Source organism: Bradyrhizobium sp. IAR9 (genome assembly GCF_013408065.1).
Lineage (GTDB): Bacteria > Pseudomonadota > Alphaproteobacteria > Rhizobiales > Xanthobacteraceae > Bradyrhizobium.
Window position 1 is genome coordinate 268,378 of sequence record NZ_JACBZW010000002.1, and the last position, 15,035, is coordinate 283,412.

At 64.5% G+C, this 15,035-nt stretch carries 12 protein-coding genes and 1 pseudogene; 8 read left to right on the forward strand and 5 right to left on the reverse strand.

Annotated elements, in window-relative coordinates; genetic code table 11:
- Positions 1-455: 455 nt before the first annotated feature.
- The 3 genes from hisN to GGD67_RS06860 all read left to right on the forward strand — a co-directional run bounded on the left by hisN (position 456) and on the right by GGD67_RS06860 (position 2,587).
- Positions 456-1,238, forward strand: coding sequence for a histidinol-phosphatase (gene hisN, locus GGD67_RS06850; protein WP_018316157.1), 783 nt, complete (start codon positions 456-458; stop codon positions 1,236-1,238).
- 21 nt (positions 1,239-1,259) lie between these two features.
- Positions 1,260-2,225 (forward strand): tripartite tricarboxylate transporter substrate binding protein, encoded by a 966-nt coding sequence (locus GGD67_RS06855; RefSeq protein WP_179731771.1) that lies wholly within the window; start codon positions 1,260-1,262, stop codon positions 2,223-2,225.
- Positions 2,226-2,350: 125 nt separating this feature from the next.
- A complete protein-coding gene (locus GGD67_RS06860; RefSeq protein WP_092255938.1) occupies positions 2,351-2,587 on the forward strand; it encodes a DUF3551 domain-containing protein in 237 nt (78 codons plus the stop codon).
- Between the two features lie 149 nt (positions 2,588-2,736).
- Here the strand turns inward: GGD67_RS06860 and GGD67_RS06870 are convergent.
- Positions 2,737-3,018, reverse strand: a pseudogene (locus GGD67_RS06870) (SIR2 family protein); the annotation flags it as partial.
- A gap of 126 nt (positions 3,019-3,144) precedes the next feature.
- Positions 3,145-4,035, reverse strand: a complete 891-nt coding sequence (locus GGD67_RS06875) for a LysR substrate-binding domain-containing protein (RefSeq protein WP_179731773.1) — start codon at positions 4,033-4,035, stop codon at positions 3,145-3,147.
- A 170-nt stretch (positions 4,036-4,205) separates the two neighbouring features.
- Here GGD67_RS06875 and GGD67_RS06880 point away from each other — a divergent pair, with 170 nt between their 5' ends.
- The gene (locus tag GGD67_RS06880) at positions 4,206-4,970 is read left to right on the forward strand and encodes a sulfite exporter TauE/SafE family protein (RefSeq protein WP_179731775.1); all 765 of its coding nucleotides are present in this window, start codon (positions 4,206-4,208) and stop codon (positions 4,968-4,970) included.
- A 113-nt stretch (positions 4,971-5,083) separates the two neighbouring features.
- Here GGD67_RS06880 and GGD67_RS06885 read toward each other — a convergent pair whose 3' ends face one another.
- Complete coding sequence (locus tag GGD67_RS06885; RefSeq protein ID WP_179731777.1) at positions 5,084-5,716, reverse strand: LysE family translocator; 633 nt, start codon at positions 5,714-5,716, stop codon at positions 5,084-5,086.
- A 248-nt stretch (positions 5,717-5,964) separates the two neighbouring features.
- Here GGD67_RS06885 and GGD67_RS06890 point away from each other — a divergent pair, with 248 nt between their 5' ends.
- Positions 5,965-7,761 (forward strand): adenylate/guanylate cyclase domain-containing protein, encoded by a 1,797-nt coding sequence (locus GGD67_RS06890; RefSeq protein ID WP_179731779.1) that lies wholly within the window; start codon positions 5,965-5,967, stop codon positions 7,759-7,761.
- 192 nt (positions 7,762-7,953) lie between these two features.
- Positions 7,954-10,716, forward strand: a complete 2,763-nt coding sequence (locus GGD67_RS06895) for a di-heme-cytochrome C peroxidase (protein ID WP_179731781.1) — start codon at positions 7,954-7,956, stop codon at positions 10,714-10,716.
- Positions 10,717-10,930: 214 nt separating this feature from the next.
- Here GGD67_RS06895 and GGD67_RS06900 read toward each other — a convergent pair whose 3' ends face one another.
- Positions 10,931-11,878, reverse strand: coding sequence for an alpha/beta fold hydrolase (locus tag GGD67_RS06900; RefSeq protein ID WP_028140009.1), 948 nt, complete (start codon positions 11,876-11,878; stop codon positions 10,931-10,933).
- A 221-nt stretch (positions 11,879-12,099) separates the two neighbouring features.
- Here GGD67_RS06900 and GGD67_RS06905 point away from each other — a divergent pair, with 221 nt between their 5' ends.
- Positions 12,100-12,561: an Hsp20 family protein gene (locus tag GGD67_RS06905; protein WP_026201620.1), complete on the forward strand. Its 462-nt coding sequence runs from the start codon at positions 12,100-12,102 to the stop codon at positions 12,559-12,561.
- Between the two features lie 284 nt (positions 12,562-12,845).
- Entirely contained in the window at positions 12,846-13,616 is a 771-nt protein-coding gene (locus GGD67_RS06910) for an alpha/beta fold hydrolase (protein WP_179731783.1), read from the forward strand.
- 238 nt (positions 13,617-13,854) lie between these two features.
- Here the strand turns inward: GGD67_RS06910 and GGD67_RS06915 are convergent, their stop codons facing one another.
- The gene (locus GGD67_RS06915; RefSeq protein WP_179731784.1) at positions 13,855-14,646 is read right to left on the reverse strand and encodes a hypothetical protein; all 792 of its coding nucleotides are present in this window, start codon (positions 14,644-14,646) and stop codon (positions 13,855-13,857) included.
- Between the last annotated feature and the right edge of the window lie 389 nt (positions 14,647-15,035).

The window sequence follows — 15,035 nt, forward strand, 5'->3', positions numbered from 1 at the left end:
TTGGAACGAAAACAGAGGCGCAAAGAAAAAAGGGCCGCTCGCGAATGACGCAAGCGGCCCAAGTCTAGGGAGGAAACGCCCAAGGAGGGCAGCGGTAACGCCAAGCGCTACCGCACCGCAACAATATGCGACCGCGACGCACAAAGTGCAAGGCCTTTCGAGCCGTTTCCCATGCAGTACGCACATGGCTCAATTGCTTCTATGGAAACCCAGATTCAGTTTCTTTGATAAGGAAATTCAATGGGTTGATAGTCATTTGCATACGAACAAGGCATATTCGGAACTAAGTTTTCAACTCCATGATCGATATTTGGCCAGCAGATGACTTGAATGAGGCAGCCGCCTTCGGCATCCAAAATACCAGGGTGCAAGATCAAGACAGCGCTGCACGCGGGAGGCGAATTGAGCTAGGCAGGAGGGAGCTCCATCCAACTTTCGCTTTGAGGATTTGGCCTGTGACGGTGATCGACTTCTCCGCCTTCATCGGACGGCTCGCCACCGCCTCCGGCGAAACTATCCTGCCGTTCTTCCGCACCTCGCTGTCGATCGACGACAAGAGCAAGACCAAGGATTTCGACCCCGTCACGGAGGCCGATCGCGCCGCTGAGGCGGTGATGCGCCGGCTGATCAAGGCCAACTTCCCCCAGCACGGTATCGTCGGCGAGGAATTCGGCAACGAGCGCGAGGACGCCGACTATGTCTGGGTGCTCGACCCCATCGACGGCACCAAATCCTTCATCGGCGGCTTTCCGATCTGGGGAACGCTGATCGCACTGCTGCACAAGGGCGCGCCGGTCTACGGCATGATGCACCAGCCCTTCATCGGCGAGCGCTTCTCCGGCGACAACGGTTCGGCCAACTACAAGGGCCCGTCCGGCGAGCGCCGGCTCCAGGTCCGCCGCTGCGCCTCACTTTCGGAAGCCACGACCTACACCACCAGCCCGCTTCTGATGAACGACCGCGACCGCGCCATTTTCAGCCGTATCGAGCAGGGCGCGCGTCTGTCGCGCTATGGCGGCGACTGCTACTCCTATTGCATGCTGGCGGCCGGCCACGTCGATCTCGTGGTCGAGACCGAGCTGAAGCCTTACGACATCGCAGCGCTGATCCCGATCGTGACCGGCGCCGGCGGCGTCGTCACCACCTGGGAAGGCAAGCCGGCCCAGGGCGGCGGCCGCATCGTCGCGGCCGGGGATGCCAGGGTTCACGAAGAAGCACTGAAGCTGCTCAACCAATAACAAACGCGGGCGGAGGCTTGCATGATCATCTCACGCAGGCTTCTTCTTGGATTATTGCTGCTGCTGCCGACGCTGGCGTCCGCGCAGAACTTTCCGACGAAGCCGATCAAGCTGATCGTGCCGTTCCCGGCCGGCGGGCCCAACGACATCATCGCGCGGGTGATCGGCCAGCGCATGTCGGAGCTGTCAGGGCAGCCGGTGCTGATCGACAATCGCGGCGGCCAAGGCGGCGTGCTCGGCACCGATGCGGTCTCCAAGGCCGCCCCCGACGGCTACACCATCGCGATCTCCTCAGCCGGCGCGCTCGCGATCAGCCCGAGCATGGAGAAAGTCGCCTACGACACCTTGAGCGACCTCACGCCGGTGACGTTGGTTGCGACCGTGCCGGAAATGCTCGTGGTCGCCACCAACGTGCCCGCCAAGGACATCGGCGAATTGATCGCGCTCGCCAAGGCGCAGCCGGGAAAGCTCAACTTTGCCTCCTCCGGCGCTGGCAGCCTGCCACACCTCGCTGGCGAGCTGTTCAAGCTGACGGCGAAGATCGACATCGTCCACGTGCCCTATCGCGGCGCAGCTCCGGCCGTGAACGATCTCTTGGGCCAGCAGGTGCAGATGACGTTTCTCGATCTCCCCGTGCTGCTGCCGCAGGTCAAGGCCGGCGCGCTGCGTCCCATTGCGGTCGGCTCGGTCGCGCGGGCGCCGACCGCGCCCGATGTGCCGACCACCGCGGAAGCGGGTTTTGCTGGCCTCCACATCGAGAACTGGTACGGCATGGTCGCACCGAAGGGCACGCCGAAGGAGATCGTCACGGCGCTGCATGGCCTCGCCACCAAGGCGATGGCGGATCCGGCGGTGAAGGGAAAGCTCGCCGCCCAGGGCGCGACGCTGGTCGGCGACGAGCCGGAGCACTTCCGGCAGTTCATCGCGGACGAGACCGCGAAATGGGCCAAGGTGATCAAGGACGCCGGCGTGGAGACAGCGAAGTAGGGCCGGCTGACGGGCCGCTGGCGGCCGACCTCGCCGAACACGATGTGCCGCGACCCCAGGCGTGCCGAGCCCATTTGGAACGCCGCCTCACTGGCCGCGTTTCAATGTCGAAATTGGAGATTTCCATGAAGCGTCGTTTGCTGATAGCTGCCGCCACTCTGTCGTTCATGGCGTGCCTTGGCTGTTCGACCTCGGCAGTTGCGCAGGATCGCTACTGCCTCCAGGGCCGGACCTGGGGCTATCCGGGCAATTGCCAGTTTGCCAGTTACGCTCAATGCATGGCGACCGCCTCGGGCACGCACGCCTATTGCGGCATCAACCCGCGCTATGCCCAGGCACGCCGTTACAGGGAATACCGGTAAGTAACCTCCGCTAAGGCGAGCCGTGCCATGGACCCGGAGCGATCCCTGACGGCCGTGGTCTTCTCGGCGGCCTGGGCCTGGGTGCCTATCATGGCGGGGCATTCGAAGCCCTGACTGATCTGGCACCGCGGATCGATTGGGTGGCCGGTTCATCGGCGGGCGCGATCACGGCAGCCTTGATCGAGGGAAGCGGTCACGCCATCCATCGGCGCAATGGTGGTGATGTCCCAGTTCGCCAAGACGGCTTCCTGCACAGGATTACGCTGCGCGACAAATACAAGGGATTTCGGCCGGTCCTGGCGGTGGCCGGAATCGTCCCAAATATGCCGATGCAGGAGCAGACGTATGTTGGGGTCGGACATGCTGTAGCCGACCAACAGCAGCATGCTTCCCAAGGCGTCGGCGCGGAAACGGATATCTAGCGGGGAATTGAGCAATCCGGAGAAAGACCAGATCGATCCGAAGCGGCCACCGGTCGACCTGGAGAAATGGCAGAAATCGAACACGCACTAGGCGCGGTCTGTCAGGACGTCGCTCCTCGATCGCGACGGCACTGCTCACACCGTCTCTGCCCTTAAATGCTCCACCAGCATCTTGGCCGGCCGTGGCAGCGCCTTGAAGCTGCGCGCGCAGATCACGAGGCGGCGGTTGGCGAAGGCATCGCGCAGGCGGACGATGGCGAGAGGCATCAGCTTGGCGCAGCGGCGGGCGGCGGATTCGGGCACGAGGGCCACGCCGACATCGGCGGCGACCATCTGGCAGATCGCGTCGAAATCGCGCAGGCGTGCGCGGAAATGCGGGCGCATGCCGAGCCGCGCCGCGTGCTTCGAAATATGCATCTGAAGCGCGGTGGCGCTGGTCAGCCCGACGAACTCGCACGCCCCCGCCTCCTGGAAATCGATCTGGCGGCGGCCGGCGAACGGGCCGCGGCGCGAGGTCACCAGCGCCAAGCGGTCCTCGCTGAACACGAAGCGCTCGATATGATCGGGCAGCGCGTGCTCGGCGGCGAAACCGAGATCGGCCGCGCCTGCGGTGATCGCGGCCGCGATGTCGGTGCTCTCGCGCTCCTCGATGTCGATGGCGATGTCGCGATGCTCGCGCAGGAAGCCGGCCAGCGCCTTCGGTAGATGTTCGGACAGGCCGGAGGTGTTGGCGAGGAAATGCACACTGGCGCGCACGCCAGAGGCAAAGCCGGCGAGATCGCCGCGCATGGCATCGATCTGGTGGATGACCAGCCGCGCATGGTCGAGCAGGCTTTCGCCCGCCGCGGTCAGCTCGACGCCGCGCCGCCCGCGCTTGAGCAGCGCGACCCCGAGCGCGTCCTCGAGCCCCTTGATGCGCGCGCTGGCCGAGGCCAGGGCCAGATGCGACCGCTCCGCGCCGCGGGTGATGCTGCGCTGGTCGGCGACCGCGATGAACAGCTGGAGGTCGACGAGGTCGAAACGCATGGCAGGTCTCTTTCTTGTTGTTGGAGCACGATCTTGACGGAAAACCGCTGCGCACTTTGCGCTGACGCGGCCCTGAGGGTCCGGATCATGCGCCAGCCTTCGTCTCCAACGAAGGCTTGCTCCGTAACCTCCAGATTGTGCGTCGGCGCGGCTTCGGTCAATGTGCAGGCATGATCGACCCGCTTCTCATTGTCATCGCCGCCGTCTTCCTGGTCGCCGGATTCGTCAAGGGCGTGGTCGGGCTCGGCCTGCCGACCGTGTCCATGGGCCTGCTCGCGGTGAGCATGACGCCCAGCCGCGCGATCGCCATCGTCATCGTGCCCGCCATCGTCACCAACATCTGGCAGACCTTCGTCGGCCCTTATCTGCGCGACATCCTGAAGCGGCTGTGGCCGCTGATGATCGGCACCGTGATCGGATGCTGGCTCAATGCCGGCGCGCTGACCGGCCCGCATGCGCGCTACGGCACCATCGTGCTCGGCGTTCTGCTCGTCATCTATGCCGTGATCGGTCTGAACAAGCTCCAATTCCGCGTCGCGCAGCAAAACGAGAAATGGGTGGGCGGCGTGGTCGGTGTCGTCACCGGCGTGATCTCGGCCTCGACCGGCGTGCAGGTGATCCCCTCGATGCCGTTCATGCAGGCGATCGGCATGGAGAAGGACGAGCTGGTTCAGGCGCTCGGCGTGTTCTTCACGACAGCGACGCTGGCGCTGGCCTTCAACCTCACCGCCGTTGGCCTGTTGACGCCAGCCAATGTCGTGCCGGGCGCGGTGGGCATGGCCATGGCTTTTGCCGGCATGTTCGTGGGACAGTCGGTGCGGGCGCGAATGCCGGCGGAAGCGTTCCGCCGCTGGTTCCTGATCGCGATGATCCTGCTCGGCCTTTATCTCGCCGGCAGCGCGCTGGCGAAGGAATTCGTTGGAGGCAGATCGTAGGGTGGGCAAAGCGAAGCGTGCCCACGCATTTTTTGTGACCGACAGAGGTGGTGGGCCCGGCGCAAGTGCGCCTTTGCCCACCCTACGCGGCTTCCCTCATCCGTTCGAACGAGCTACCGCGTCTCCAGCATGGCGACGCGGATGCCGAGATAGATGAAGAGGCCGCCGAGCGCGCGGTTGACCCAGGCGATCGCGCCCTCGGACTCGCGGAGCCGGTGGGCGGCTTTGGCCGCGAACGCGGCCAGCACCAGGCACCACAGCGTCCCTGTAGAGATGAAGATCAGGCCGAGCGTCAGGAAGGCGAGCGGCTTGTGCGGTGAATCGGCCGCAACGAATTGCGGCAGGAAGGCCAGGAAGAACAGCGCGACCTTGGGATTGAGCGCGTTGGTGAAGACCCCTTGGAGGAACACCCGCCGCAGCGAGCTTCGCACCGGCTCGTCGATCGCCACCACCAGCACCGGGCGCGACCACAGCATCTGAATCCCGGTGAACACGAGATAGGCCGCGCCGACCAGTTTCAGGATCGAAAAGGCGGTCGACGAGGCCATCAGCAGGGCCGAAAGGCCGATCGCGGCGGCCGCGACATGGACAAAACAGCCGCAACTGATGCCGAATGCGGCCGCGGCGCCGCCCCGCCAGCCCATCTGCATGCTGCGACCGATGACGTAGACGGAATCAGGCCCCGGCGTGATGTTGAGCAGCACGCCCGAGAGGATGAAGAGCCCGATTTCGTGAATGCCCAGCATGCAAAAGGTGCCCCTGCCGCCCGTTCGTGCGGTCGCAATTCCGCTTAGTCGGTTCGGCCGCCGCCGTCCACCGCCGGGATTGCGTGGGATTTACCTCGAATTTGCAATGCGGATCATGCTTCCGCTCGGCCACATCTGCTTTATAAAGGCAAGGTTCTTGAAATGCGGGATTCGAGCCGACTTGCCACGCCGTGGCCAGTCCCAGGTCCCTTCACGATCACCTATCGATCCCTTGGAGCTTCCGGGATATGGAAAGACGTCTGGCCGCCATCGTCTGCGCCGATGTCGCCGGCTATTCGCGCATGATGGGCAGCGACGAGGCCGGCACCCATGCCGCCTTCAAGGCCCATCGCAGCGCGATCCACCCGATCATCCTCAATCACGGCGGCCGCGTCGTGAAGAACACCGGCGACGGCTTCCTGCTGGAGTTCCCCTCGATCGTCGGCGCCACCGAAGCCGCGATCGCGATGCAGACGCTGATGGCGGAGCGCAACCACCATCTGCCGGCCGACCGCGCCATGCAGTTCCGCCTCGGCATCCATATGGGCGACGTCATCGCCGATGAGGACGAGGTATTCGGTGACGATGTCAACATTGCCGTCCGTCTGGAATCGGTCGCGAGCCCGGGCGGCTTTGCGATCTCGGCCAAGGCCTACAAGGAGGCGAGCAAGCATCTCAGCGTGCCGCTGGTCGATGCCGGCAATCATCGCTTCAAGAACATCAAGGATGCGGTCGGGGTCTGGACCTGGACACCCGAGGGTGCACCGGCGCTCGCGCCCGAGCTCCGGGAGGCGTCCGCCCTCTCGCAACAATACCGCACCGCGATCGTCGGCGTGCTGCCGTTCGCCAATCTCAGCGATGCCCAGGACGAATATTTCTCTGACGGCCTCACCGAGGATCTGATCCACGCGCTGTCGCTGCAATCCTTCTATCGCGTGCTGAGCCGCAACTCGACCTTCGCCTTCAAGGGCAGGAACACCAGCACCCGCCTGATCGCGCGCGAGATCGACGCCACCTATTTGATCCAGGGCTCGGTGCGGCGCGCCGGAGCCAAGATCCGCGTCACCGCCGAGCTGATCGCACCGGAGACCGGCGAGCAGCTCTGGACCGGCCGTTACGACCGCGACATCGGCGACTTCTTCGCGATGCAGGACGAGATTACGACCAATCTGTCCGCCGCCATCGCCACGGAGATCGTCCGTGCCGAAGCCTCGGCGCCCGCGCGGCTCTCGACCGACGTCACCGCCTGGGATCGCTTCCTCAAGGGGCTGTCGCATTACTACCGGCAGACCAAGGAGGACCTGGCCACCGCCGTCGATCTGTTCCGGGAAGCCATCAGGGTCGATCCCAAACTGTCGATCGCGCACGCCTATCTCGCCACGATCCAGATCCAGAGCATCCAGTTCGGCTGGGTCAAGGGCACGCGCGAGATGTGGGCCGAGGCGATGAACCTCGCCGAAACCAGCGTCCGGCTCGACCCGCGCTCGTCCTTTGCGTTCTCGATCCTGTCCTGGGCGCACGCCATGGAAGGGCATTATGAGGCGGCGATGGACGCGGCCAAGCGCGCGGTCGCGCTCAATCCCTACGACATGGGCGCGCGCGGCGTGCTCGGCATCTGCCATTTCGTTATCGGCGAGCACCGGGAGGCGATCGAGCTGTTCTCGATGGCCGCGCAGCGCGACAACAGCGACCCGCGCTACCAATGGGCGGCACTGAACGCCTTCAGCCATTATCTGTTGCGCCAATATGACGCGACCCTGTCATGGGCGCGCGAGCAGCTCTACATCAACCCCAACCACATGCAGGCGCTGGCGATCCGCGCCGCAGCCCTGGCACAATTGGGCCGGGCCGCCGAGGCGAGCGAGGCGACCGGCGTGCTGATGGGCAACTACCCGACCCTCAATGTCGATCGTCATTTGCGCAACTTTCACTGGAAGCGGCCCGAGGATCTCGCCCATTATCGCGAGGGGCTGCTGAAGGCCGGCGTGCCGCTCGGCAAGCTGACGCTGGTGCAGAGCGACGTCAAACGCGTCGCCGAATCCTGACCGGCAGACCGCGGTCCTCCACGGTGTTCCCTCAGTCTTTGGCCAGACCCGCCTGCTCTTGTTGACAGGACAGTGAATTCGGCCACACTTCGCCACACGCTGAAGTAGTATAATCTGATGTCGGTTTGTTAGGACTTTCCGCGCTTGATCGGCGCCTCATTTCACGATTCGCTGTTTTCAGGATTTTGGGCCATGCATGACCCCGCTTCGAAACCGCCGTTCGATCCCTCGATCCAGGTCTCGCCGAACAATCCCTGCCCATTCCTGCGCGGCCTCGTCGGCGAGGGCTTCGTCGAGGGCGGCACCGTCCCGCTCGGCAAGCTGTCGGAGACGATCGCGAACGCGACCGGCGAGACCGGGCTGAAGAAGGCGTCTGCCCGGCTCCAGGTCCGCGGCGTGGCGCTCATCGCCAACGGTCTCGGTCACATCCTCAAGAGCATCTTTTCGGGCGCGCAGCTCGATGCGCTGCGCGGCGGCCCGCTGGACAAACGCGGTGCCGGCTCGCGCATCCTCGGCGTCGACGGCAAGGTCAACGAGGACGAGATCGCTCGGTTCGCGAGTTTCGGCCGGACTTACACCGATCCGAACGGCGGCTCCGAGCTGGGCCTCAACGCCTCGGAAATCGAAATCTTCATGCGCGACAACCTCAAGCGCGCCGGCAGCGCCGCGCGCTGGTACTACCCGCTGCTGATGAAGTTCGAATGGCCGATCCTCCTGAAGATCATCGGCAAGGGCACGGGCGAGGATCGCTATCTCGGCGTTGCCGACGTGCGCACGCTGTTCAACGAGCGCCAATTCCCCGCGCGCATCAACCAGCGGCTGGTCCCGCCGGTGCTATCCACCTGCCAGCGCGTGGTGCGGGGCGCCCTCAAGCTTGCGGCCTTGCTGGTCGCCGTCGGCCTCGTTGCTCTTGTCGCGGTGGCCGAATTCCCCAATCAGGTTCGCGCCATGCTGCCGCAGAAGGGAATTCTCGTAAATCTCCTGCCGCCGCCCTTGCCTGCGGTCCCGGAGACGAAGGCCGCTTTCTGGCTCGAGCAAAACTGGTCGCTGAAGGACCGGCACTGGTTCCACCATGCCAGCCAGGGCACCGCGACCTTCCCCGTGCCCTATGAATGGTTCATGGCGCTGGAGCAGCCACGCCTTCATCTGTTCTCGAAGCCCGGCATGATGAAGGACAGCGCCTACCTCGAAGGCTTCGGCTTTATTCCCAGCCCGCAATCGATCCAGACCGACACGACGACATTGCGCCGCTTCGGTTACGCCAATGTCTACGAGACGACGCAGGTGCCGGACTGGTCGACCAGATGGACGCCGGTGGAGAACGTCGACGGCCTGCCGGTCGGTTTCGCGCGGATGACCGGCGTCGTCGATCCCGCGACCGGCCGTCGCGAGGAAGACAAGATCGGGCTGACCTGCGCGGCCTGCCACACCGGCCAGATCCATTACCAGGGCGTGGATGTGCGCTTCGACGGCGGCCCGGCCATGACCGACCTGAAGAAGCTGGAGCTCTCGACCGGCCTGTCGATCGCCTACACCCTGTATGTCCCGTTCCGCTTCCAGCGCTTTGCCGATCGCGTGCTCGGCCCCGATGCCAGCAAGACTGACCGCGCCGCACTCAAGCAGAAGCTCAGCGCGATCGGCACGTTCCTGATCGACTGGGCGAAAACCCAGCAAAAGACGGTTGAAAGCAAGAAGACCTGGAACGGCAGGCAGCAGCAGGACACGGAGGAAGGGTTCGGCCGCCTCGACGCTCTCAATCGCATCGGCAACCAGGTCTTCTCGCAGGATCTCGCGCTGAGCGGGATCAAGGGCTTCGAGAAGAACCTGCATGCCCAGGATGCTCCGGTCAGCTACCCCGCGATCTGGACCGTGCCCTGGTTCAAATTCGCCCAGTACGACGCGTCGATCGAGCAGCCGTTGATCCGCAACGCCGGCGAAGCGCTCGGCGTGACGGCGCTGCTCAACCTGTCCGACGCCTATCCGGAGGACCGGCTGTGGCGGTCCTCAGTGAACATCAGGACACTCGGCTGGATCGAGGACATGCTGAGAGGCCCCGATCCGTTCAAGCCGGCCGATCCCTCTGCCGATCCGAGATTCGGCGGCCTGCTGGCGCCGCAATGGCCCTCGCAGATCCTCGGCGACGCATGGAGGATCGATCAGGCCAAGGTCGAGAACGGCCGCAAGATCTACACCGAGATGTGCTCCGGATGTCACCTGCCGGCCGTCAACACCAAGGCTTTCTGGTCCTCGACTCATTGGGAGGCGAGCGGCGACAGCAAGGTCCTGAACGCGGTCACGATTCCCCTCAAGGAGATCAAGACGGATCCCGAACAATCCCTTGTTCTCAGCAACAGGATCGTCGATGTGCCCGGCTTCCTGAAGGTGAATACGGCCGACCTCCAGAAATGGTGGCAATGCGACATCCCGACCGCGAGCAAATCGCCCAATGAGATGGTTTATGCGCTCGGGCTCATGACGGTGGTCGATCTCGTCGCCCGCAAATGGATGGACGACGAGAAGGTCCCGGAGGCCGAACGGGCGAGATTGTGGAATCTCGCGCGCAAGAATTGTCTCAATCCGGCGCCCGACCCGCGCTATCGCGCGCGGCCATTGAACGGCATCTGGGCAACGGCGCCTTACCTGCACAACGGTTCGGTGCCTTCGCTGTATTGGTTGCTGAAGCCGGCGAACGAGCGCCCAACCAAATTCTGCATGGGCCGCCGCGACTATGATCCCATCACCGTCGGCTTTGCGGTGACCGCGGATGAGACGTGCAAGACGGGCGAAACGCAGTTCTCGGCGGGGTCGGAGAAGGACCCGGTCCAGGGTAACAGCGTGCTCGGCCATTCCTTCGAGCGCAAGGAAGGCGAACCGAAACGCGACGGCGTCATCGGCCGCATGTTCAAGGACGATGCCGAGCGCTACGATCTGATCGAGTATCTGAAGACGCTGTAGATGATCTTCACCTCTCCCCGCTTGCGGGGAGAGGTCGAATTCGATCGCAGATCGAATTCGGGTGAGGGGGACTCTTCGCGAATCCAACTCTCACCGCCCCCGCGGAGACTCCCCTCACCGCGACCCTCTCAGCGCGAGCGAAGCTCGTCGCGTCCCCGCATCCGCCTTCGCCAAGGCTTCGGCGGACATGAGCGGGGCGAGGGCGAAGGTCCCCTCACTTAAACAACGGCGTGCCCGGCACGAAGGCGTCGAAGGCGGCCCAGAACTGGGAGCGGTAGCGGTCCTGCTCCTGGAGGATCTCGTGCTTGGCGCCGGCGATCACGAGGTGGGAGCCGGCGCGTAAGTGATAGGCGAACTCCTCGATCGCCGCGGTCGAGACCACCGCGTCGTTGGAGGCCGCCAGCATCAGGATCGGCTGGCGGATCTGCGAGGGGTAGTTCTTGCCCTTGAAGGTGTTCATGGCGCGGAAGGCGGTGTCGGCCCACGCCACGGTCGGTGATGCCAGCCCGAGCGTCGGGTCCTCCTCCAGGATCGCGGCATTGCGCGCATAGCGCACCGGATCGCTGGTCACGGGATTGTTGATGAAGGGATCGAGCCCGGTGAGACGGTCACTGCCGCCGGGGACATAACGGCCGCCCTGCCCGAGCAGGCGCATGGTCTTGAGCAGCGCACGCACCGGAAGCGAGGTGGTGCGGCCGGGCAGGTCGATCATCGGTGCCGACAGCACCATGCGATCGAACCAGCGCTTGCCCGCATGCGCCACCCGCAGCATCACCGTGCCGCCCATGGAGTGGGCCAGCGCGAAGAAGGGCGGCGGGCAATCCGGCAGCACGACCTGCTGCACGAAGGCCTCCACATCGACCTCGAAATCGGAGAAATCGCGCACATAGCCCTTGCGCGGGTCGCGCAGGCGGCGCGAGGAATGGCCCTGCCCGCGCCAATCGATCATCGCCACGGCAAAGCCGCGGTCGCGCAAATCGCGCACGGTCTCGAAATATTTCTCGATCTGCTCGCTGCGTCCGGTGAAGACGCAGACGGTGCCCTTGCGGTTCGCCGGCGGCGCCCAGCGCGCAAAGCGCAGCTCGGCACCATCGGGCGTCTTGATGGTACCGCTGACGACGTCTTCGGGGACGGGATTGGACGGGATCGAGACCAGCGTCATGATTGGAAGTGCTTGGGCGCGAAGTGCTGTAAATCAAGGGGCGGGAGCGCCGAAAAGGCGCTGATTGCCGCCCTCTTGAACGCCGTCTCGTTCCACCCATATCATCTTCGTGCAGGCCGCTACCAGTGTTTCGGAACCGGAACATCAGGCTGCACACAGACTAAAGCCCGGCCCGATTGGCGGGCGGGTTACCCAACAGTCGCTCAATGGAGGACTTGACCATGCGTAGCTATGATCTCACCCCCTTCTATCGTTCCACCGTCGGCTTCGACCGCCTCTTCAGCCTGCTCGACCAGGCCAGCTCGGACGGCAGCCCCGGTTATCCCCCCTACAACATCGAGCGTACCGGCGAGAACGCCTACCGCATCACCGTTGCGGTGTCGGGCTTCGCCAGGGATGAGCTCTCCATCGTCGCGAAGGAAAACACGCTGACGATCAAGGGCGAGAAAGTCGCCAACGAGAACAGCAAGTCCGAAGTGCTCTACCGCGGCATCGCCGCGCGTGCCTTCGAGCGCGCCTTCCAGCTCGCCGACTTCGTGCAGGTGAAGGACGCCTCGCTCGAGAACGGGCTGCTTCACGTCGACCTCGTCCGTGAGATTCCCGAGGCGAAGAAGCCGCGCCAGATCGCGATCAACACCAGCGCACCCAAGGCGCAGGTGATCGAGAACTCGGTCGCTGCCTAAGCAATAGGCCACTTCCAGGTTGCGAAAACGCCCCGGTGCCCCGGGGCGTTTTTTGCGTGCTCAGTCCGCGGCTTTTGTTTTCGGTCGAAATGGAAATACAGGTTCGGGTCGTCATTCTAAGTCTGGTCCGGTTCAGGCGCGGGAAACCAGAGATAGCTGCATCGATTGCGCAATCGCGATGCTCCCCGACCAGACGCTTGTCACAGCTTGGTGACCGCGCGTAACGCCGACGCTCCACGTGCCGTCCTTTCGAGATCGAACCCAAAACAAGACGGAGAAAGATCATGTCACTCTGGCGCAGCCTTTTTGTCGCCGCGAGCCTGCTGGCGGCTCCCCTCAGCCTTGCTCATGCGCAGACGCCGCAAACGGTGAAGGCAAAAAACGTCGTGCTGGTGCACGGTGCCTGGGCCGACGGCTCGAGCTGGTCGGAGGTGATCCCGATCCTCCAGGCCGCAGGCCTGCACGTGACCGCGGTGCAGAATCCGCTGTCGTCGCTTGCGGACTCGGTCGAGGCGACCAAGCGCGCGCTGGCCGAGCAGGATGGTCCGACGGTGCTGGTCGCGCATTCCTGGGGCGGCACCGTGATCAGCCAGGTCGGCACCGATCCGAAAGTGACCGGGCTCGTCTATGTCGCCGCCCGTGCGCCGGATGCGAACGAGGATTTCGTCGCACTGTCGAAACAGTTTCCAACCGGCCCCGTCCGCGCCGGCATCGTCGAGCGCGACGGCTACACCAAGCTTTCGGAAGAGGCCTTCCTGAAGTACTTCGCCAACGGCGTGAAGCCCGAACAGGCCAAAGAGCTCTACGCCGTGCAATGGCCGACCGCGGCGTCGATCTTCGCCGGCCGCACCACGGAAGCTGCGTGGCATTCGAAGCCGAGCTGGTACGCGGTGTCGAAGAACGACTACACCATCAATCCCGATCTCGAGCGCTTCCTCGCCAAGCGCATGAACGCCACCACGATCGAACTCGACGCAGGCCACCTCTCGCTGGTGTCGCATCCGAAGGAGGTCGCGAATTTGATCCTGGAAGCGGCCGGGTATCCGCGGAGCTGAGGCTTCGCCGCGACATCGCAAAAGCGCCCGAGATCCTCGGGCGCTTTTTGTTTTGCTCAGTCTCCCGGATGTCGTCCCCGCGAACGCGGGGACCCATAACCCCAGGGAGCAGTTTGGCGAAGGCCAGTGGTCCGGTCCTCGCACCTCATCCGCACCGATGATCACGCGGTATGGGTCCCTGCGTTCGCAGGGACGACGGCGTGGGTGCGGCCGGCGCGATCGCGTCAAACTCGCAGTGCTAATCCAGCCCCTGCGCGGCAGGCATCTCCTGCGTCGGCAGAATCGTCGGTGCCGGCTTGGCCTGGCCGACGGTTGGCGCAATGGCTTGTGGCGCGGCCTCGGCCGACTTCGCTTGGGCCGCAGCGGTCTGCTGCGGGGCTTGGGCCTGCGGCGCCTGAGCCTGCTGCGTCACCGGCTCCGCCGGCTTGGCGGCGGCGACCGGCGTCTCGCCGCGTCGCGGGGCGGCCTTGGGTAGCGGCACGGCGCGGCTCGCCACGTGCGGGATCGCGGCCGGCGGCCGCGGCGGGCCGCTGCGGATCACGGTCGGCGGCGGCAGCGCGCTTTGCGGACCGTAAGGCGAGGCCGCGCGTTCGTCATAGGCGGGCGCCATGCCGTAGGCGTCGGCGGCTGGCATGAAACGGATGATCCGCCCGTCGCGGGCGTCGATCACGAGCCGGCCGTCGTCACCGCGACGGTCGATCACCGCGATGGTGTAGACGCTGCCGCGCAGGCGCGGGATGCCGAGCGGCGAGAAGCCGTTTTCACGCAAGACCGCGTAGACCTCGGTCGACGGCAGCAACGCCGGACCGCGCTCTTCGTAGCCTTGGCCGTAACCGTAGCCTTGGCCGTAACGCGGCAGCGATGGCGGGGCGGCTTCGGGGGGCGCATAGGGTCCGTCGAAATCCGACGCCGGGATGATCGCCCCTCTCGCAATACCGTTCGCGGGAACTTGCGCCAAAACCTGCCCATGCCCGGCGCTCATGGCGAGCGCCAGCGTGGCGGCAGCCACACATCCTGTGAAAAACTTCATCGTCGACACGCTCCTGTCAGGCCCCCGAATGCCTCGCGCTCTTTCGCTTCTTGCGGCGTGGCGCGCCTTTCGAAGGGTTGATCCGAAGCTTCATTTGGGATTTCGGCGCCCACAGGGCCGAATCGGGGCGCGTTGCTTCAAAACCGGGGCCGCGCAACTTTCGGAAAGCGATTGATTGACATATCGGGAATCGGGACTTCCGCACGCTTGTGTGCTAGACAAAAATTTGGCAAGGTGATGGTTAGGACAGGAAGACTGTCTCAATTTTGCTTGCGGTTCCGGCATTGGAATTGCAACGAAAGCGGGTGCTTTCGAGCACCATAAGGCAACGGGCAAAGCCGTTCTCGGGGACGAAGAACGCCTTGGCCTGAATTTAAGAAAATGCGGCT